Origin of the sequence: Viridibacillus soli, from assembly GCF_016612995.1 — a bacterium.
Lineage (GTDB): Bacteria > Bacillota > Bacilli > Bacillales_A > Planococcaceae > Viridibacillus > Viridibacillus soli.
The window spans coordinates 143630-161559 of record NZ_JAEOAH010000006.1 but is presented as its reverse complement, the minus strand read 5'-3'; the positions used below and the strand labels follow the sequence as shown (position 1 = coordinate 161559).

Annotated in this window: 23 protein-coding genes; 21 read left to right on the top strand and 2 right to left on the bottom strand. The window is 38.0% G+C overall.

Annotated elements, in window-relative coordinates; genetic code table 11:
- Positions 1-5 precede the first annotated feature (5 nt).
- A complete protein-coding gene (locus tag JFL43_RS07285; protein ID WP_200748480.1) occupies positions 6-1337 on the top strand; it encodes an FAD-dependent oxidoreductase in 1332 nt (443 codons plus the stop codon).
- Positions 1338-1388: 51 nt separating this feature from the next.
- Here JFL43_RS07285 and JFL43_RS07280 read toward each other — a convergent pair whose 3' ends face one another.
- Complete coding sequence (locus JFL43_RS07280) at positions 1389-1862, bottom strand: VanZ family protein (protein ID WP_100798088.1); 474 nt, start codon at positions 1860-1862, stop codon at positions 1389-1391.
- Positions 1863-1990: 128 nt separating this feature from the next.
- Here JFL43_RS07280 and JFL43_RS07275 point away from each other — a divergent pair, with 128 nt between their 5' ends.
- From JFL43_RS07275 to JFL43_RS07195, 17 genes are all read left to right on the top strand, one after another.
- Positions 1991-2983 (top strand): YecA family protein, encoded by a 993-nt coding sequence (locus tag JFL43_RS07275; protein ID WP_200748479.1) that lies wholly within the window; start codon positions 1991-1993, stop codon positions 2981-2983.
- A 168-nt stretch (positions 2984-3151) separates the two neighbouring features.
- Positions 3152-4384, top strand: a complete 1233-nt coding sequence (locus tag JFL43_RS07270; protein WP_200748554.1) for an acyl-CoA dehydrogenase family protein — start codon at positions 3152-3154, stop codon at positions 4382-4384.
- Complete coding sequence (locus tag JFL43_RS07265) at positions 4384-5160, top strand: SDR family oxidoreductase (protein ID WP_200748478.1); 777 nt, start codon at positions 4384-4386, stop codon at positions 5158-5160. The genes JFL43_RS07270 and JFL43_RS07265 overlap by 1 nt, the downstream gene beginning before the upstream one ends.
- An 18-nt stretch (positions 5161-5178) precedes the next feature.
- A complete protein-coding gene (locus JFL43_RS07260; RefSeq protein WP_200748477.1) occupies positions 5179-5739 on the top strand; it encodes a TetR/AcrR family transcriptional regulator in 561 nt (186 codons plus the stop codon).
- A gap of 11 nt (positions 5740-5750) precedes the next feature.
- Positions 5751-6806: a phosphotransferase family protein gene (locus JFL43_RS07255; protein ID WP_200748476.1), complete on the top strand. Its 1056-nt coding sequence runs from the start codon at positions 5751-5753 to the stop codon at positions 6804-6806.
- A gap of 78 nt (positions 6807-6884) precedes the next feature.
- A complete protein-coding gene (locus tag JFL43_RS07250; RefSeq protein ID WP_200748475.1) occupies positions 6885-7889 on the top strand; it encodes a GTPase in 1005 nt (334 codons plus the stop codon).
- Between the two features lie 229 nt (positions 7890-8118).
- Positions 8119-9003: a DUF7662 domain-containing protein gene (locus JFL43_RS07245; protein ID WP_200748474.1), complete on the top strand. Its 885-nt coding sequence runs from the start codon at positions 8119-8121 to the stop codon at positions 9001-9003.
- 44 nt (positions 9004-9047) lie between these two features.
- The gene (locus tag JFL43_RS07240; protein ID WP_157812903.1) at positions 9048-9194 is read left to right on the top strand and encodes a peptidase U61; all 147 of its coding nucleotides are present in this window, start codon (positions 9048-9050) and stop codon (positions 9192-9194) included.
- Positions 9195-9216: 22 nt separating this feature from the next.
- Positions 9217-9684: an NUDIX hydrolase gene (locus JFL43_RS07235; RefSeq protein ID WP_200748473.1), complete on the top strand. Its 468-nt coding sequence runs from the start codon at positions 9217-9219 to the stop codon at positions 9682-9684.
- 85 nt (positions 9685-9769) lie between these two features.
- Positions 9770-9964, top strand: coding sequence for a hypothetical protein (locus tag JFL43_RS07230; RefSeq protein ID WP_100795573.1), 195 nt, complete (start codon positions 9770-9772; stop codon positions 9962-9964).
- A 120-nt stretch (positions 9965-10084) separates the two neighbouring features.
- The gene (locus JFL43_RS07225) at positions 10085-10414 is read left to right on the top strand and encodes a PadR family transcriptional regulator (RefSeq protein WP_200748472.1); all 330 of its coding nucleotides are present in this window, start codon (positions 10085-10087) and stop codon (positions 10412-10414) included.
- The gene (locus JFL43_RS07220) at positions 10411-11526 is read left to right on the top strand and encodes a DUF2812 domain-containing protein (protein WP_200748471.1); all 1116 of its coding nucleotides are present in this window, start codon (positions 10411-10413) and stop codon (positions 11524-11526) included. The genes JFL43_RS07225 and JFL43_RS07220 overlap by 4 nt, the downstream gene beginning before the upstream one ends.
- 82 nt (positions 11527-11608) lie before the next feature.
- On the top strand, positions 11609-11767 hold the full coding sequence (locus JFL43_RS07215; protein ID WP_100798089.1) for a DUF3953 domain-containing protein: 159 nt from the start codon (positions 11609-11611) through the stop codon (positions 11765-11767).
- A gap of 122 nt (positions 11768-11889) precedes the next feature.
- Positions 11890-12210, top strand: a complete 321-nt coding sequence (locus JFL43_RS07210) for a PadR family transcriptional regulator (protein WP_100795576.1) — start codon at positions 11890-11892, stop codon at positions 12208-12210.
- Positions 12207-13229, top strand: coding sequence for a DUF4097 family beta strand repeat-containing protein (locus tag JFL43_RS07205; RefSeq protein WP_200748470.1), 1023 nt, complete (start codon positions 12207-12209; stop codon positions 13227-13229). The genes JFL43_RS07210 and JFL43_RS07205 overlap by 4 nt, the downstream gene beginning before the upstream one ends.
- Before the next feature lie 397 nt (positions 13230-13626).
- The gene (locus tag JFL43_RS07200) at positions 13627-14496 is read left to right on the top strand and encodes an NAD-dependent epimerase/dehydratase family protein (RefSeq protein WP_200748469.1); all 870 of its coding nucleotides are present in this window, start codon (positions 13627-13629) and stop codon (positions 14494-14496) included.
- Between the two features lie 167 nt (positions 14497-14663).
- Positions 14664-15167 (top strand): DUF2179 domain-containing protein, encoded by a 504-nt coding sequence (locus JFL43_RS07195; RefSeq protein ID WP_100798090.1) that lies wholly within the window; start codon positions 14664-14666, stop codon positions 15165-15167.
- Positions 15168-15318: 151 nt separating this feature from the next.
- Here the strand turns inward: JFL43_RS07195 and JFL43_RS07190 are convergent, their stop codons facing one another.
- Positions 15319-15546, bottom strand: coding sequence for an NUDIX hydrolase (locus JFL43_RS07190; protein ID WP_200748468.1), 228 nt, complete (start codon positions 15544-15546; stop codon positions 15319-15321).
- Positions 15547-15884: 338 nt separating this feature from the next.
- Between JFL43_RS07190 and JFL43_RS07185 the strand changes: the two genes are divergently transcribed.
- The 3 genes from JFL43_RS07185 (at position 15885) to lepB (ending at position 17601) form a co-directional block, all read left to right on the top strand.
- Positions 15885-16490: a lysophospholipid acyltransferase family protein gene (locus JFL43_RS07185; protein WP_200748467.1), complete on the top strand. Its 606-nt coding sequence runs from the start codon at positions 15885-15887 to the stop codon at positions 16488-16490.
- A gap of 123 nt (positions 16491-16613) precedes the next feature.
- Positions 16614-16901 (top strand): helix-turn-helix domain-containing protein, encoded by a 288-nt coding sequence (locus JFL43_RS07180; protein ID WP_100795581.1) that lies wholly within the window; start codon positions 16614-16616, stop codon positions 16899-16901.
- A gap of 163 nt (positions 16902-17064) precedes the next feature.
- Positions 17065-17601: a signal peptidase I gene (gene lepB, locus JFL43_RS07175; RefSeq protein WP_200748466.1), complete on the top strand. Its 537-nt coding sequence runs from the start codon at positions 17065-17067 to the stop codon at positions 17599-17601.
- Positions 17602-17930: the final 329 nt, after the last annotated feature.

Genomic DNA, 17930 nt, shown 5'->3' with positions numbered 1-17930 from the left:
TGTATATGAAATATGTAATAATCGGCGGGGATGCTGCAGGTATGAGTGCAGCAATGGAAATTGTACGCCGCGACGAGAGTGCTGAAATTACGACATTGGATAAAGGGTACATTTATTCTTATGGGCAATGTGCTTTACCATATGTTATTGACGGGCGAATTCCATCAACGGATGATGTGATTGCGCGCAGTGTAGAAACGTTTCGAACGAAATATGGTATTGATGCAAAAACAGGTCATAAAGTAACACGTGTCGATTCGAATGCGAAAACAGTGTCTGGAGTTGTGATTGAGACAGGTGCGGATTTTGAAATAGCATATGACCGTTTACTTGTGGCTACAGGTGCTAATCCTATACTCCCGGATTTTGAGGGTTCTGGATTGGCAGGCATTCATACGTTGAAAACTATTCCTGATACAAAGGCGATATTGAATGCGTTAGATAATTCGGTTGAACAAGTAACTATTATTGGTGGTGGCTCCATAGGTTTGGATATGGCCGAAAGTTTTGTGACACTTGGTAAAAAAGTACGGATTATTCAACTTGGCAATCAACTAGCGGAAATTTTCGATGAAGATATGGCAGAGCTCATTCATGAAGAGGCAAGACAAAATGGAATTGAGTTAATTTTTGGGGAAGAAGTGAAGGGTTTTAAGGGTGAAGGTGTTGTGCAAACTGTTGTGACAGATCAAGGAGAGCATGCGACTGATTTCGTTTTGGCAGCAATTGGCGTACGACCTAATACAAAATTCCTTGAGGGAACAGGTATTCATACGATGCAAAATGGCGCGATACTTGTAAATCCATATATGGAGACAAGTTTAGAAGATATTTATGCAGCAGGAGATTGTACGAGTCATTTTCATCGTGTAAAGCAGAAAAATGATTATATGCCGCTTGGGACGACCGCGAACAAGCAGGGCCGTATTGCAGGTGTGAATATGGCCGATGGAGCCGAAACGTTCAAAGGAATCGTTGGAACTTCTATCGTGAAGTTTTTTCATCTAACCTTGGGTAGGACTGGTCTGTCTGAAAGAGAAGCCAGCGAGCTTGGGTTAGATTACGAAGTGCATAAACAAAAGGCGACCGATATTGCGGGCTACTATCCTGGCAAACAGGAAATGCAATTGAAGTTTATCTACGAAAAAACAACGCAGCAATTGTACGGCGCACAAATTATAGGTAGAAATGGCGTGGATAAACGCATTGATGTTGTTGCAACTGCTCTCTATCACAAGATGATTTTGCACGATTTACTTGATTTAGATCTTGCCTATGCACCTCCCTATAACGGTGTATGGGATCCTATTCAGCAGTTAGCAAAACAAAAATCTTAAAGTTGATAGTATTTTTGCGACACTAAGTTAATTCGAAACCCCGCAGAGGTATTAAGCCTTTGCGGGGTTTTTTCGAATTAGTAAAAGTATACATTTGAAAAGAATTAGAAATGTGACAGCACCTACCGTATCTAACATTACATCTTGAAAAGTAGCAGTTCGACCGGATGTAAAATATTGATGAAATTCATCAAGTGCCGCTAATGAAAATGTCAGAAGTGCTGCGGTAAATAGACGGAATTTATGTTTAGGTAAGGCGATGAATACTGTTATCGCTATTAATCCAAACATGCCAAAATGTGCCGCTTTACGGATTAGAAATTCTAAAAAGTAATAATAACCGCGCTCTTCCACTGATACAATAATGCCCCAATATGGAATTTCGAATAGAGACAAGAAAGGTTTTAGCGGTTCATTCGGAAACCAACTGCGTAATGTTGGTACGATGGATTGCTGCTCATAACTCTGACTAGACGAGATAAAAATGACTAATAGTAATATGAGTAGTGGAATTAATTTTTTCATACAAGAACCATAACATAAAACGACAGGATTTTCAGTCATTAAGGAAAGGAGAATTTTTTCGTAACCTTTTGCTATTTATCGAAAGATGGTATGCTAAAAAAGCACTTAAATGAAAAGGACGTGTTAGAATGCCTGGACGTAATGATCCGTGTCCATGCGGTAGTGGTAAGAAATACAAAAAATGCTGTGAGAAGAAAGAAGCTGTCACAGTAGAAACCGTATACGCAGAAGAATTAGAACGAGTATTGCAAACATTTTATGATAAGTATCCGTTACGTAGTGACTACGCTTCATACGGCGAAGTAGCTGAAAAATGGCAAGCGGCTGTACAACAATATCTAGTACCAGATATGATCGAAGCAATCGCAATGGACGCATTTTTCTTCCATGAAAGAACGGATGTTTGGCAAGGATATTTGCAAAAAGTGAAAAAAGAAATTGTAAGACCATCAACTTTAGCTGTATTAAACACTTGGGAGCATCCAACGATGATGGTTGCAGAAGTGACAGTCATTGAAGAGAATTATATGATGGTGCGTAATATTTTAACAGATGAAGAGCTACACTTACGTCGTGAAAGCGACAAGCCTGTACCTGTAGGTGTCCATGTATTCTGCTTTATCTTGCCAGATGGCTCGAACAAAGAAGGACATGTATTAGCGGTATCAAGTATGATTTTCTTCCCGAAAGACCATCAAGCTGTATTTGGAAAATTAGCTGCTACATTTAAAGCGCAATCTACTTTAGATGAGGAAGCTTATTGGAAAGAAAATAGCATGAGCTTCTGGAAAGAGCTTGGACAAGCTGGCTTTGAAGGTGGAGAGTTCACTGATTTTGAGGCAGATGTATTTTTACGTGTGCTTGAGTTTTTAGAGGACAAAGGACAAGATCCAAGACGAGTTCTTGAAATTGTAGAGGATTATGTCGTGGAGCGCCAACCGAAAGCGCGTAAAGCAGTAGCTATTGCAGCTGGCGCAATTCGCTTTGGTGAAGAACAAAAATTGTTTGAACCACTTAGTATGACAGTAAAAGAAATTGCTGAAAACTTTGAGGTTTCAACATCTTCATTAAACAAATATTACAACGAGCTAACGGCTTATTATACTGAAAAAAATATTTAACAAAAAAGCTACTTCATTATTGAAGTGGCTTTTTTTATGCTAAAAATTGTAAATATAATCCTTGCATTCCACTTTTATAAACGCTATCATTTTGATATGAACGAATATTCAGTCATTAAACATACTGTCCGGTTAGTATGTGCTGAATAAATAAGGGGGCTAATAATGATGGATTTTTCATATTCAGAGAAAGTAGTAGCTTTACAACAGAAATTGACGGCATTTATGGAATCGTATGTTTATCCTAATGAGCAGGTGTATGCGGAGCAGCTTCAGGCGCAAGAAAATCGTTGGTCAGAGATTCCGCCAATTATAGAGGAGTTAAAGCAAAAGGCGCAGGAGCAAGGATTATGGAATTTGTTTTTACCAGATAGTGAGTACGGGGCTGGTTTGAGCAATTTAGAGTATGCACCGCTTTGTGAAATTATGGGGAGATCACTTATTGCACCAGAAATTTTCAATTGCAATGCACCTGACACGGGCAATATGGAAGTGCTCGTGCGATACGGTACAGAGCAGCAGAAGAAGCAGTGGCTTGAGCCGCTTTTAGCAGGAGAAATTCGCTCTTGTTTTGCAATGACGGAGCCAGACGTAGCTTCAAGTGACGCTACGAATATTGAAGCGAGTATCGAGCGCGATGGTAATGAGTATATTTTAAATGGTCATAAATGGTGGACAACTGGTGGTGGGGATCCCCGCTGTAAAGTAGCCATTTTCATGGGCAAACATAGGAACACAATCGCGCCAATTCATGAGCAACAATCAATGATTTTAGTGCCGCTTCAAACACCAGGTGTGAAAATTGAGCGTATGCTATCAGCATTTGGCTATGATCATGCACCTGAGGGCCATGCAGAGGTGACGTTCACGAATGTAAGGGTACCTATAGAAAATATTATATGGGGTGAAGGAAAGGGTTTTGCTATTGCTCAAGGAAGACTTGGGCCAGGGCGTATTCATCATTGTATGCGACTTATTGGAGCGGCTGAGAGAGCTCTCGGGGAAATGTGTATTCGCGTGCAAGAGCGTACGGCCTTCCATCGTACTTTAGGGGAGCAGGGTGTTATTCGTGAACGTATTGCCGAATCTCGTATTGATATTGAACAAGCTAGATTGCTAACGTTGAAGGCAGCTTTTATGATGGACACTGTTGGCAATAAAGAAGCCAAGGCTGAGATTGCAATGATCAAAGTAACGGCACCCAATATGGCGCTACGTGTAATTGATCGTGCTATTCAAGCATTTGGTGCAGCTGGGGTGAGCTCTGATTTTACATTAGCTGCACAGTGGGCGAACTCAAGAACTTTACGCTTAGCAGATGGGCCTGATGAGGTTCATCGCAATCAAATTGCGAAAATCGAGTTAAAAAAACATACTTCTAAAGTGAAGGAGCGAGTGTGATGAGCGTAATGAATCTGTTTAACCTAAGAGGTAAAACAGCAATTGTCACTGGTGGTGGACGCGGATTAGGAGCTCAAATTGCAAAAGGTTTTGCAGAGGCTGGAGCAAATGTCGTGTTATGTTCCCGTAAGGTAGAGGCTTGTGAGGAGATGAGTAAAGAGCTCGAGACATTAGGAATACGCTCTATTGGGCTTGCTTGTGATGTGACGAATCCTGAGGATGTAAAACATGTCGTTTTGGAAACTGTGAAGCAATTTGGAACGATTGATATTTTAGTTAATAATAGTGGTGCTTCATGGGGAGCGCCGGCTGTTGAAATGCCTTATGAGGCGTGGCAAAAGGTTATGGATGTCAATGTAAATGGCACATTTTTAATGAGCCAAGCGGTTGGTAAAGTGATGATTGAGCAAAAATTCGGCAAAATTATTAATATTTCATCTGTAGCAGGTGTTTCGGGAACACATCCAGACTTTATGGATACAGTTGGCTACAACACAAGTAAAGGTGCAGTTATTACGTTGACGAAAGATTTAGCGGCAAAATGGGGCAAGTATAATATCAATGTCAATGCGATTGCACCGGGATTTTTTCCAACGAAAATGTCGTCTGCTTTGATTGAGCACGGGATGGAGTATATTATGAATGCAACGCCATTACAGCGTTTAGGGTCAGATAAGGATTTGAAAGGTGTAGCATTATTTTTAGCTTCAAAGGCATCCGATTATGTGACGGGTGATGTTGTCATGGTTGATGGCGGGATGAGTGCCGTAATTTAAGTTAGGGGTTTTGTAAAGATGAAAGAAGATATTACTCGAGTGAGCATAGAGCTTTTTGAGCAGCAGGGTTTTAGCTCCACATCGATTCAACATATTACACAGGCTCTTGGTGTGACAAAGGGGACCTTCTATTATTATTTTCCGAGTAAAGAAGCGTTGTTAATGGATATTCACCAACATTATATTGATGATTTACTTCTTCGTCAGCATAAAATTATGGAGAATATAGGGACTTTTAAGGAGCAACTTACGAAAATTGTAGAGATGCTTATTTTTGATATTGGACAACAAGGCTCTTATGCGCGTGTCTATTTTAGAGAGATGCGTCATTTGAGTGAGGATCATGCGACTATTGTGAAAGAGAAGCGTAGTTTATTTCGTTTGCGAATTGAAAAAATGATTGAGCAGGGGCAAACAACAGGAGAGTTTAAGGCAGAGCTTGTGCCAAAGCTTATGGCGTTTGCTGTTTTAGGAGTAACCAATTGGAGCTATGAGTGGTTTGATCCGGATGGGGATATGACTGCAGAGCTGTTAGCGGCTCAATATATGGCTTTTATTTTGCAAGGCATTCAAAGCTAGGGGGTTTTTTCATGGTACAAGATACGATACCTGTTCGTAGTGGAGAAGAGTTGGATGTTGGCAAGCTTGGGGCATTTTTGTATGACAAAATAAAAGATTTACCTGAAGGGGAGCTTGTAGTTCGGCAGTTTGGTGCAGGACATTCAAATTTAACGTATATGTTGGCAATTGGCGAATGGGAAGCGGTTTTGCGTCGTCCTCCACTAGGGCCAGTTGCTGCAAAGGCACATGATATGGAGCGAGAGTTTAAGGTGCTATCGTCATTGCACCTTGTGTTCCCTATAGCACCAAAGCCGCTAGTTTTTTCAAATGATATGAAGATTATAGGCAGTCCTTTTTTCATTATGGAAAGAAGAAGGGGCGTGGTATTAAATACGGTGTTTCCTGAAGGTACAATCGATGCAGTCACGATTGCTCGTAAAGTATCTGAAGTGATGGTTGATCAATTAGTGGCTTTACATGCAATTGATTATAAAAAGACTGCACTTGCTGAAATGGTAAAGCCTGATGGTTTTTTGGAAAGACAGGTTCAAGGTTGGATTGGACGTTATGAAAAGGCGAAAACGTCTGACATTAAGGAAGTCGAAGAGTTAACGAAGTGGTTTACAGAACATTTACCGCAATCTGGTGAACCGGCGATTATTCATTATGATTATAAGTTAAATAATGCAATGTTTTCTAATGATTATGAGGAAATGATCGGACTGTTTGATTGGGAAATGACTACAGTTGGTGACCCTTTAGCGGATGTTGGAGCAGCGCTTAGTTATTGGATGGAGCCTAATGATCCTTCTATGATGTTATACGGCTTAGGTGATCCACCGATTACGGTGAAGGAAGGTTTTTATTCACGAGATGAATTTATCGCACGTTATGCTGAGAAAAGTGGTCGTGATGTATCGAATATCCATTATTATTTAACGTTTGCGTATTTTAAATTAGCGGTAATTTGCCAGCAAATTTATTATCGTTATTATAATGGCCAGACAAAAGATAAGCGTTTTGCACATATGGGTGATTTTACGAAGGTGCTAATACAGCAGGCACTTAAAAGTACAGAAAAGTAAAAAGTTTGCATTCTAAAGAGGTCTGTTATAGCTTTAAAATATGATAAGTATTGTCCAACCTTCAGGAGGTTATAATAGATGAACTCAAATCAACCTTTTACAGATGCAGAATTCGATCAGATTTTTGACGAAAAGTCAGAGGAAATCAATGTCCAGCTGAGCCGTGAAGTTTTGATTGCGATGATTGGCGATGTGAATGCTGGAAAGTCCTCAACGGTAAATAAATTAATGGGTGACGAAGTGGCGCCAGTTGGAGCAAAACCAGGTGAAACACAGGAGATTAAAAAGTATATATACAAAGATAAAATTGTTTTCGTCGATACACCAGGGCTTGATGATATTAAAAGCGAGCATTCTGAAATGACGATGAATTTTTATCATGAAGCAGATGTTGTGTTATTTTTCCTAAACGCAGCAGGCACTGTACTTTCAGAGACAGAGCTGGCTTCATTGAAGAAAATTAGCGAGGTCAATAAAGATATTATTCTAGTGCTAAACAAAATTGATGCGGCAGATGATATTCCAAGCCTTGTGAAATATGTACAGGACCATACAAATTATGATTATCCAGTAACGCCAATTTCTTCTCGCACAGGAGAAAACATGTCTATGTTACAAGAGAAGGTGCTAGAGCTATTGGAGGTCAAAAAAAAAGACATCTTAATGGCCGCCTATATGGCCGATAAATCAGCTACCGCGAAAAAGTGGATTTTAGGAGCAGGTGCATCGGCAGCAGCAATTGGTGCAGTACCGATTCCTGGAGCGGATTTCGTACCGTTAACGACTTTACAAGTAGGTATGATGTTAAAATTATCGACCCTCTATGGCAAGCCAATCTCTAAAGACAAAGCGAAGGAAATGATTATTGCTACGATCGTTGGTAATGTAGGGAAGACGATCTTCCGACAAATTGTGAAATTCGTGCCAGGAGCAGGTAGCATAGCAGGAGCGAGTGTTGCAGGTGGCATGACAATTGCACTCGGTTATGCCGTGAAATATGCGTATGAAAATGACATTGACATCAATTCTAAAACACTAAAGCCTCTCTATGAGATGTTTTTAAAGGATCAGAAGAAAAAGTAAACTAATATACTATGCTATAGATCTTGTAAGGGGTCTATAGCATAATTTTTTATTAAAAAAATATTAGGGTGGAACACGAAGTGTAAAAAGAATTATGAGTTCTAATCTTCTCTCTTTAGAAAAAATACGTTATTCGAATATAATAGAAAGAATTTTTAGAATTTTTAGTATAATTATGTTAGAATGTACTAATATTGCGTAATTTTTTTCGAGCGGGGTGTAATGAAGGATGGGAACTACATTAGTACAGGGGAAATATTCCCCTCTATTTAATTATTTAAGCAAGCAAGAAGCACGTCGAGTTGTGCTAACCTTCGAAGAAATCGAGCATTTATTAAGTGTGACGTTGCCACGATCAGCTTATACATATCAAGCTTGGTGGGGCAATACGAGGAGCGGTACATATGTTCAAGCGGCAGCATGGCTTGAGGCTGGATTCCGTGTGGATGACGTACAATTTGGTAAAACTGTCGAGTTTGTAAAAGTTTCCCGGGAAATCTTGACGAAGAAAAAGAACAAAGTAGTGAAGGAAGAAATGATTACAAATAAAGAAGAGATTTTAGATATAGCACAGGAGGAATTTGAATTCTTTCAAAAGATAACTTCTAAGATGGATTTGATTCAGACATTTTTTGCACAAAATTCACATCGCCGCTTTGCAGAAGAAGAGTTACAACAGCAATTTGATGTAATCCGTTCATGGAGAAGAATGCTAGGGAATATTGAGCTGGATATGAATTTGCTAGCCGCACAGTTAGTGAAGGAGTTTCTAGTAGATCAATATACGATTACGTCCTTTGCTCCGAACAGGAAGCAGGAAGATCCAGCTACATTTTTATATGATGAGAAAACAGCCGATGGCGAAAGAATCTTAGCAACTTTAAAAACTGCTATGCCCGCATTGCCGAATGATTTTGGACCACATCAAAAAGGCGGAATTCTACATGATTTTAGAAAGCTTACTAGTAAACAAGCTACTGCAAAATATTTCTTCGTCACAGAAGCACTTGCCTTTAGAATTATTCAGAAGAAATATGCCCAGCATTTATCAGGTATCTCGCTCGTTCTATTGCCACAAGCGTTGGATGATGAAAAGTGGATAATTGAGATGTGAATTAAAGTAGAAAACACCCTAAATAACAACTTCAAAAGCTACTGTTGGAATGCAATGACTTCCCAATCGTTTATAATGCTGACTTTGGCCATACAGATCCAATGTTCATATTACCAAACGGTATTCAAGCTAGGATTCAAGCAAATGATGAAGGAATCGAATTTTACTTTTTAGAAGCAGCTGTACAATAATTAACAAAAGAGGTGCTGTCCTGTGGATATTTGTTTCAAAGTAGATGAGGGTATTTTTAATTATCGTACAGCATGTGTATGGATACACAATGACAAAATACTTATACACAAAAATAAGAAAGATGATTTTTGGGCATTGCCTGGTGGGCGTGTGAAAATAGGAGAGGCCTCACAAAATAGTATTGTAAGAGAGTGTTATGAAGAGCTTGGTGTACATATTCATGTGGATAGATTATTGTGGATTGTGGAAAACTTTTTTGAGTTTGCAGGCAGAGAATTTCATGAAATAGGCCTCTATTATACAGTTTCATCAGAAGACCACTCTTTATATGATAAAGAGCAACCTTTCTACGGAATTGAAGGTGAGAAACTCATTTATAGATGGGTGACTGCTGATGAGTTACAGAATTTAAAGTTACATCCGTTGCCTATTAAAGAAAAGTTGTTCGCTTTGTCGCAAAATATTGAGCAACTAATTGTTGAAGAGTAAATTTCTTTTAGTGGCAGATTCGTATTTGCCATGGTACTATCAAAATAAATAAGACTGAAATTTTCAAATAAAGAGGCGAAGTAATTTGTTAAAAGGTTTACCAATATACATGGTGCTAATCGCTGTCGGCTCCCTTGGTATCACATTTGGTATGACGCGTAATTTACCTTTGACGATGCAATGGATATTACTTATTAGCGGCACGGTTTTGAACATCATTAGCTTAATCGGACTTTTCATCTTTTTAGCTAGGCAAGATTCGAATAAAAAAATCAGGTAGTTATGAAGGCTATTCCAATTCAAATGGGATGGCTTTTTATTTTGGTAAATAATGTTGATTTTATATGTCGCGTCGTGATATAGTCGAGGTGTGACATAGTAGAAGTGAAAGAGGTGTCGCATGAATTTAGAGAAAATCATTAAAAATTATAGCCCCATGACAGAAACGGCTTTTTATATTTTATTGTCATTAACTGAACCTAGGCATGGCTACGGCATTATTAAGCATGTGGAAGAAGTGACGGGTAATAGGTTGAAACTTGGGTCAGGTACAATTTATGGCACACTTACAAAAATGGAACGTGACGGTATTATCACAATGTATGCTGATGAGAAGCGCAAGAAGATTTATGAAATTACCGAGGACGGGAAGGTTTTAATGCGACATGAAATGGAGCGATTAAAGGAATTGCATGTCAATGTCATAAAATACGAGGAGGATTTTGAATGACGATTAACAAGTGGAGACCACTGTGGAGTTATCGCATAGATGAGACAGAGCAATGGTTAGCTGAAATGGCACAGGGCGGTCTACAGTTAACAAATATTCAACGATTTAGTCGCGTATTTCAATTTGAAAAAGAGTTACCAGCAGAAACAACTTATCAAATTCAGTATGATAAATCAGCTCAATTACCAAAAACACTTCAAAATAACGGCTGGCAAGAAGTTGTGAAGGCAAAGCGCTGGCAAATTGTAAAAAATGAACAGTCATCTGTTTCGCTATTTCCTTCAAGAGATGGTGTTATTAAGCGTAATCGTTTTCACATGTATATATGGAGTATTTTTGCTTTCATAGGTACATGGCAATTACTGATGCTTTTTGCTCTCCTTATTACGAGTTTCTTTATAGCAGGAGAGAGACAAACAACACCATTTTGGTGGATGGGTCCTTTAGTTATCGTGCTGTTTAATACAAGTGTTATTAGCTTGACCATATTCCAATATAGACAGGTGAAGCGTCTTGAAAATAAATATTTTAAAACGTCGGTAGACCAAGTGAAGGTGGTAGGACGGACATTTAAAAAATGGAAGCGGACTTGGACGTATTTCCCGAAAATGACAGAGCAATGGCTAATGAACATGGCAGAACAGGGTAATAGGTTAGTTAAAGTTAAAGGATTTTTCTTTACTTTTGAAGAGGGACCGAAAGAAAGGGCCTCATATGTTTGTGAATTGAGATGGAGAGTTGCGCCCTCTTACTTTGAAATGCATAAGGAAGCTGGTTGGCAACTTAAGTTTAAATCTAGTGGTGGATTTTGGACTTGTATAATTTGGGCGAGGTCATATGAAGAGGGCGAAAAAGTACCAAGATTGAGCTATGATGCCGTTGAAGAAAAAAGGCAATCCTTCCGAGCGTATTTGATGAACAGTACAGTATTTATCTTGTTACTCGCACTCATTTCAATGAATTTATGGCTGAATATTACCAAATATGAAATAGATGGGGGCGCCGTTCAAAAAACGATGATATTAATTTTTACGTTAAGCGGGCTAGTATTTGCTTGGCTTTTAATCAAGATAACCTATACGTATTTCATAAAAGAAAGAAAGCTTTATTAACATAGTGGGATTGTATTTGTGGTTATTGGCAGGGCGTATTACTTTTAGTGTGATAGTTATTGTACTAGCAATTTATGGTCTTATGACAAAGGATTTTCAGTTTATGCCATATATGACACTAGCATTAGGGCTGGTTATGCTCTTTAGTGGAATACAAGAATTCAAAAAAAGCCAGGTAATTGGCATTATGTGTTATTGCGTAGCAGTATTTTCAATTTTTGTTGGCTTTTATACAATGTAGTCACAGGCTATCCTTCTCGATAAGGATAGTTTTTTATTTATCTTTTATTCAGTACCTTGCAATGAACAATAGTCATATGTTATAGTACTGTTTAATAAATAGTAGTGAAGGGAGGAAGCTGTATGAACGTACAATTTAAAAAGGGTGTTTTGAATTTATGTGTATTGGCTTTGCTTGAAAAGCAAGATCGTTATGGTTATGAGCTAGTGCAAGCTATTTCACATCAAATTGAAATTTCAGAGGGCTCTGTTTATCCATTGCTTCGCCGTCTCACGAAGGAAGGCTACTTTACCACTTATTTAAAGGAATCAACGGAAGGACCGCCGCGTAAGTATTATCAAATTACAAAGCAGGGCTTAACTTATCTAGAAGAATTACGTCAAGAATGGGATTCATTTATCGCAGGGGTAAACCATTTAATCCATGAGGGGGATGCAAAATGAATGAGGAACGTTATTTGCAAGCACTAGAAAAAGAGTTAGATTGTTTAAAACAAGAGGAAAGACAGGATATCCTTCGCGATTTCCGTGAGTATTTTTCAAATGGTCGTAGTGAAGGGAAAACGGACATCGAGATTGTTGATGCCCTTGGAACGCCAGCCCATATTGCAGAGGAGCTATTAAAGGCCTATGGTGAGGAGGATATGAAAGTGACAGAGGAACAGCCCAAAGGGGAATACTTTACGAAAGTAAGTATCGAGGCTGATTTTGCTGACCTAGATATTATTCCATCACCCGATGATCGTGCTTATGTCGATATGAAAGATCAACTGAGCAATAAAATAATTACAATGGACATTGAAGGTGACACACTTAAAATCGTTATTAAAGAGAAGAAAAAGTGGTTTGCATTCGGCATTATTTTAACGTTTGGAAGTGCACCTAAAGTGACGATTAAATTACCTAAACGTATGTACGATATGGTCCGCATTTATAATGATAATGGTGCGACAAAGGCTGAACAATTACACGCCACAATCATGCATATCGAGTCGGATAACGGCAGTGTCAATTTAAAAGAAAGTACCTCCACCAACTTACATGTTGAAACAGATAATGGCCGTATTTCGATAAAAGACGTTCAAAGTAAAACGTTGACGGGTGAAACGGATAATGGTCGAATTGAGCTTGAGCATGTACAAACAGAGACGGTGAAATTAAAAACGGATAATGGCCGAATTGAGTTGCGGGCAGTGACGGGAGCAATCGAAGCTGAAACAGATAATGGTCGCATTGAAGCGTATATTCCAAGTATCAAAAAACCAATTCGTTTAGAAACAGATAATGGCAGCATTCAATTATACGTAAAAGAAAAACCCGATAATGCTACAATACAAGCAAAAAAAGATATGGGTAAAAGCTCGATTTTCGGTGAAAAAACGAAAAAAGTAATCTTCGGTGATGGTTTATTACCAATCTTTTTAAAAACAGATAATGGTAGCATTACTGTCGCAGAAAAATAATAGAAAAGGGGTAGTTTCACAAGTTAGTTTTCTGACTTAGGGACGCCCCTTTTTGATTTAGTGAAAACCTTTGGCATACCCTGGTATGTATTTTCATAGAAATATTGTAAAAGTTGCCAGTAAAGTATTCAGAGTTGCTAGTAAACAGAAAAAAGTTGCCAGTAAAGTATTCAGAGTTGCTAGTAAACAGAAAAAAGTTGCCAGTAAAGTGTCCAAAGTTGCCAGTAAACAGAAGAAAGTTGCCAGTAAACTTCAAAATTAAGAAGAATAACTAAATATATACCCCTATACTCGTTTAAAGGCTTTGAGAAAACTCTTTTTGTTATAGTTAAAAATTGTGTATTATCCAATATTTGATAAAATAAATGCATAAGGAATTACATAAGGAGGAGCCATTATGAAAAAAATTTTAGTATTAGGTGGCACGCGATTTTTTGGAAAGAGATTAGTGGAATTATTAGTAGAGGATGGTCATGATGTGACGATTGCTACACGCGGAAATTTGACTAATCCGTTTGGTCATAAAGTACGCCAAGTGACCGTGGATAGACTGAATGAGGAAGCGCTAAAATCAGCAGTGGGTAATGAAGAATGGGATATTGTGTACGATAATATTTGTTATTCACCTGATGATGCAGCAGCGGCTTGTGTTATTTTCGATCATAAGGTAGGGCATTATGTTTTCACTTCTACATTGTCCGTTTATCCAGCTGATGGGGTTGCGAAAATAGAGGCCGACTTTGATTCTTACGACTATCCAATTCAAATGGGGAATCGAGATGCATTTTCGTATGGAGAAGGCAAGCGTTTAGCGGAAGCGGTGTTTTTCCAAAAAGCAACATTTCCAGTGGCAGCGGTGCGCTTTCCAATAGTTATCGGAGAAGAGGATTATACAGAAAGATTACTTTTCCATGTTGAGCATGTAAAAAATGGAGAAGAGATAGGTATGGTCAATACAAAAGCACGGATGTCCTTTATTTCATCTGATGAAGCAGGTTCTTTCTTACGTTGGGTAGGACAAGAGAAAATTACTGGACCAATCAATGCCACATTAAAGGGCACATACACATTAGCTAAAATGCTTGAAATGATAGAGAGAATAGTCGGTAAAAAGGCGATTATTGCAACTGAGGTGGAGCAGTCAAATGTATCTCCTTATAATATTCCAGATTCTTGGTATATGGATACATCAAAAGCCGAGACCGCGGGGTACACATTTGCCACATTAGATAGTAGTTTTCCACAACTTGTCCACAAGCTTGCATAGGAAGTACAAAACACGAGCAGTCCAATAAACTATAGATAAGAAAGAAGCTACTATTTTATAGTTAGCTTCTTTTATTTTTAAGTATATAAATCTATTTTTCGGGAACTATAAATGTAAGGAAACAAATCTATGGTGAATGCTAATAGGAGTTGAATACTTTGTTTGAAATGATTTTGCTCATCATTGGGATTAACATTTCTTATATGACCTTAACGACGCTACGTCTGATTTTAGTCATTAAAGGATATCCAAAGGTTGCGTCATTGCTATCAATGGTAGAAGTATTTATCTATTTGATGGGATTAACGATTGTGTTAGACAATTTGGATAATCCATGGAATATTGCTGCTTACTGCTTAGGTTGGGGATTAGGTGTTTATTCGGGAAGTTTAATTGAACAACGTTTGGCTTTAGGATATGTAATGTTTGAAGTAGTAGTTGACGCAAGTGAGGCAGCACTTATTGGTGAGCTACGTACTAGAGGATACGGCGTCACATCATGGTTCGCCGATGGTAAAGATGGTAAGAAAATTTGTATGACAGTGATTGCTAAGCGTAAAAATGAAGCGAAATTACGTGCGACAATAATAGGTATATCGTCAAAAGCATTTATCATTTCGTATGAGCCAAGTAAGCTCAATGGAGGATTTTTAGTAAAGCAAATGCGTTGAGGTAATTAAAGAAAAGGCATCGTATCGTCGGGTTCTAGGTTTTATGATGCCGATTTCAGGGTCACTGCTCATAATGAGCCTTACTACTTGGGCGGACATCTAATTCATCTATTTTTGAAAGGGCATCCAGATAGCTTCATATGAGCCGCTTTCAATTGGAGAATTTGTGAATTCTTCGCCAACTGGTACCAAATTTTCCACCTATTATTTGAGCTGAATAATAAAATTGTGTACCATTGAATGAAACGGTTGTGATTAAGTTTTTGAGCTTAACATGAACACTGAGTTCTTTAAACGCCGCTCTAATAGCTGCGTGTTCAGCCGTTTCGCTATGTTCGATTTCGCTCCCAGCGAACATATTACCTTTATCTTTTCTCAATAAAGCTACTTTTTCATCTTGGACACTGACGGTAGCTGCACGATTTTACATAAAATTACTGCTTTTAACTTAAAATGTTTGAAAAAATAATTAATTATTACCTTTTTTTGTACATTGGGTACAAAATTTTTAATTTTAGATTACAATAATAGGTAGGGGAATGTAGAATGATGGATTCAATGTATTAGCCACCTATTTGTTGTTATCGTTTTAATGAAATTTCTTTTGTAGAAGCTTATCTCTAGTATAGGGTAGGATGGCTGTACAAAATAGTAACAAACGCAGTAAATGGATATCGCTGAAGATAGATATTCTTAGAGTAAGTAAGGAGTAGAAAATTGTATAGATTTGTAGGTCTTTTTGTAGTAAAATTTTTGGGTTTATTTAACAAGGTGAAGGTTTTTGACAAGCATAATGTGCCAACAGAGGGTGGCTATGTTGTTGCTTGTACCCACACTGGTTGGATCGATATTTTGAATCTTGGTGTTTCTATATACCCGAAACCTATTCACTTCATGGCGAAGAAGCAACTTTTTGATCACAAGCTGTTAGGTTGGTTTATTACAAAGATGAACTCCTTTCCAGTAGATCGAGATAATCCAGGTCCAAGTGCGATTAAAGTACCAATTAAGTTGCTGAAAGATGGCGAAGTGGTAGGGATTTTTCCAAGTGGAACAAGAAATGCGGAGGGAAGCTCTTTAAAGCAAGGTGCGATTACAATTGCTCAACTATCGAAAGCACCTATTGTACCTGCAGCCTATATTGGTCCTAATACACCAAATGAAGTGTTTGCTCGTGAAAAGGGCTACCTAATTTATGGTGAACCGATTTATATTACAGCTAAAGGTAAAGCCGGGAGAGAAGAATTTACGCATCTTCTTGAAGAACAATTAGTTACTTTGCAGAAGAAGCTAGAAGAGAGAATTGCTCATGACGCTAGCTGATATCCATCAGTTGATGACTGTATAACATCATAGAGAGTATCTACTTATTGCGGGGGCAAATCAACTTTAAAGTAACTGAAGAAATGAATCGTTAATACACAATTTCTTTTAGGGGTGGAGCGTATGGTTACTGTTGATTTTTATGAAAGAGAAGAGAAGTTTTATGGCGATGGGAAATCTCCGTTGGAACTGATGGCGGAAAAGCGCAGTCAGCTGATTTTCAAACAAAGAATGTCAGTTGGACTAACGCAATCTGAATTAGCAGTGCAGGCAAATGTGACACAGAAGACAGTAAGCCGAATTGAGCGTGGGGACACGAAAGTGCGCGAAACGACTTTACAAAAGGTTTATGATGTTTTAGGGATAACGGAAGAGCATCTCATGGTATTGAAGGGTCACCCAAATACATAAGTGAGTACTATTTTGGCGTGCCATATCGACTATGATATGGCATTTTTTTATAGATAGAGATTGAAAAAAATCACGAAATTAAGCTAGTATACGGGATAATATTACTAATTTTCAGTTATAATAATAAGTAATTAAACTACTTTTGTAGGGGAGATGGTTTTAAGTGGAGAAAAGCCGGAAGAAAGAAATCCTTTCATGGGTACGACCGATTGTCATCGCTATTATTATAGCCATTGTTTGTCGTCAATTTTTGATTTCGCCTATTACGGTTAGGGGTGAATCGATGGAGCCAACCTATGTTGATAATAATAAAGTATTAATAATTAAAAAGAGCTCAATTGAAAGATTTGATATTATTGTATTTGATGCACCTGATTCAGATGAAAATTATATCAAAAGGGTGATTGGTCTACCAGGGGATCACGTTGCTATGAAGGATGACGTTCTGTACATTAATGGCAAAGCATATGAGGAGCCTTATTTGGATACGATGAAGGCGGATTTACTTGAAGGCAATTTTACATATGACTTTACATTAGAAGAAGTAACTGATGAAAAAGTAGTACCTGCAGGCAGTTATTTCGTTCTGGGAGATAATCGTTTAAAAAGCTCGGATAGTAGAGAATATGGTTTTATTGCAAAAGGTACAGTTAAAGGTGAAGTAAAAATCAAATTTTTCCCAATTTCATTAGCTAAATAATAGAGAGCGTTGGTATATGTAAAATGCCAATGCTTTTTTTATTCTCTAAAAATGTAATCGAAATTAACATATTCTAATTATGGGGATACATTGAATGCTGTATAAAAAGCTATAATATGAAGCTTCTTGTGAATATAGATAAATGCGGACAGATTTTGGTGCTTCTGCAATTTTGACTTATTCATATAATTACTGAAGGAGGAAATTTAATGAAAAAGGAGGTAAATTTACTTGAATTATGAGATAAATACTATTTTCTTTATTTAAATGTGCTATGGTTTATTTATAGGGAAAATTTTCCCCTATAATTTAAGTCAAAAGGTGGAGCA

Bases quoted from the DNA above. Each gene is read 5' to 3' on its own strand.
- JFL43_RS07260 (WP_200748477.1), top strand. From the start codon at position 5,179: ATGAAAGAAGATATTACTCGAGTGAGCATAGAGCTTTTTGAGCAGCAG.
- JFL43_RS07195 (WP_100798090.1), top strand. From the start codon at position 14,664: ATGATTTTGCTCATCATTGGGATTAACATTTCTTATATGACCTTAACG.
- JFL43_RS07250 (WP_200748475.1), top strand. From the start codon at position 6,885: ATGAACTCAAATCAACCTTTTACAGATGCAGAATTCGATCAGATTTTT.
- JFL43_RS07210 (WP_100795576.1), top strand. From the start codon at position 11,890: ATGAACGTACAATTTAAAAAGGGTGTTTTGAATTTATGTGTATTGGCT.
- JFL43_RS07225 (WP_200748472.1), top strand. From the start codon at position 10,085: ATGAATTTAGAGAAAATCATTAAAAATTATAGCCCCATGACAGAAACG.
- JFL43_RS07280 (WP_100798088.1), bottom strand. From the start codon at position 1,862: ATGAAAAAATTAATTCCACTACTCATATTACTATTAGTCATTTTTATC.
- JFL43_RS07285 (WP_200748480.1), top strand. From the start codon at position 6: ATGAAATATGTAATAATCGGCGGGGATGCTGCAGGTATGAGTGCAGCA.
- JFL43_RS07215 (WP_100798089.1), top strand. From the start codon at position 11,609: ATGACAAAGGATTTTCAGTTTATGCCATATATGACACTAGCATTAGGG.
- JFL43_RS07180 (WP_100795581.1), top strand. From the start codon at position 16,614: ATGGTTACTGTTGATTTTTATGAAAGAGAAGAGAAGTTTTATGGCGAT.
- JFL43_RS07200 (WP_200748469.1), top strand. From the start codon at position 13,627: ATGAAAAAAATTTTAGTATTAGGTGGCACGCGATTTTTTGGAAAGAGA.
- JFL43_RS07220 (WP_200748471.1), top strand. From the start codon at position 10,411: ATGACGATTAACAAGTGGAGACCACTGTGGAGTTATCGCATAGATGAG.
- JFL43_RS07245 (WP_200748474.1), top strand. From the start codon at position 8,119: ATGGGAACTACATTAGTACAGGGGAAATATTCCCCTCTATTTAATTAT.
- JFL43_RS07275 (WP_200748479.1), top strand. From the start codon at position 1,991: ATGCCTGGACGTAATGATCCGTGTCCATGCGGTAGTGGTAAGAAATAC.
- JFL43_RS07270 (WP_200748554.1), top strand. From the start codon at position 3,152: ATGGATTTTTCATATTCAGAGAAAGTAGTAGCTTTACAACAGAAATTG.
- JFL43_RS07205 (WP_200748470.1), top strand. From the start codon at position 12,207: ATGAATGAGGAACGTTATTTGCAAGCACTAGAAAAAGAGTTAGATTGT.
- JFL43_RS07255 (WP_200748476.1), top strand. From the start codon at position 5,751: ATGGTACAAGATACGATACCTGTTCGTAGTGGAGAAGAGTTGGATGTT.
- JFL43_RS07265 (WP_200748478.1), top strand. From the start codon at position 4,384: ATGAGCGTAATGAATCTGTTTAACCTAAGAGGTAAAACAGCAATTGTC.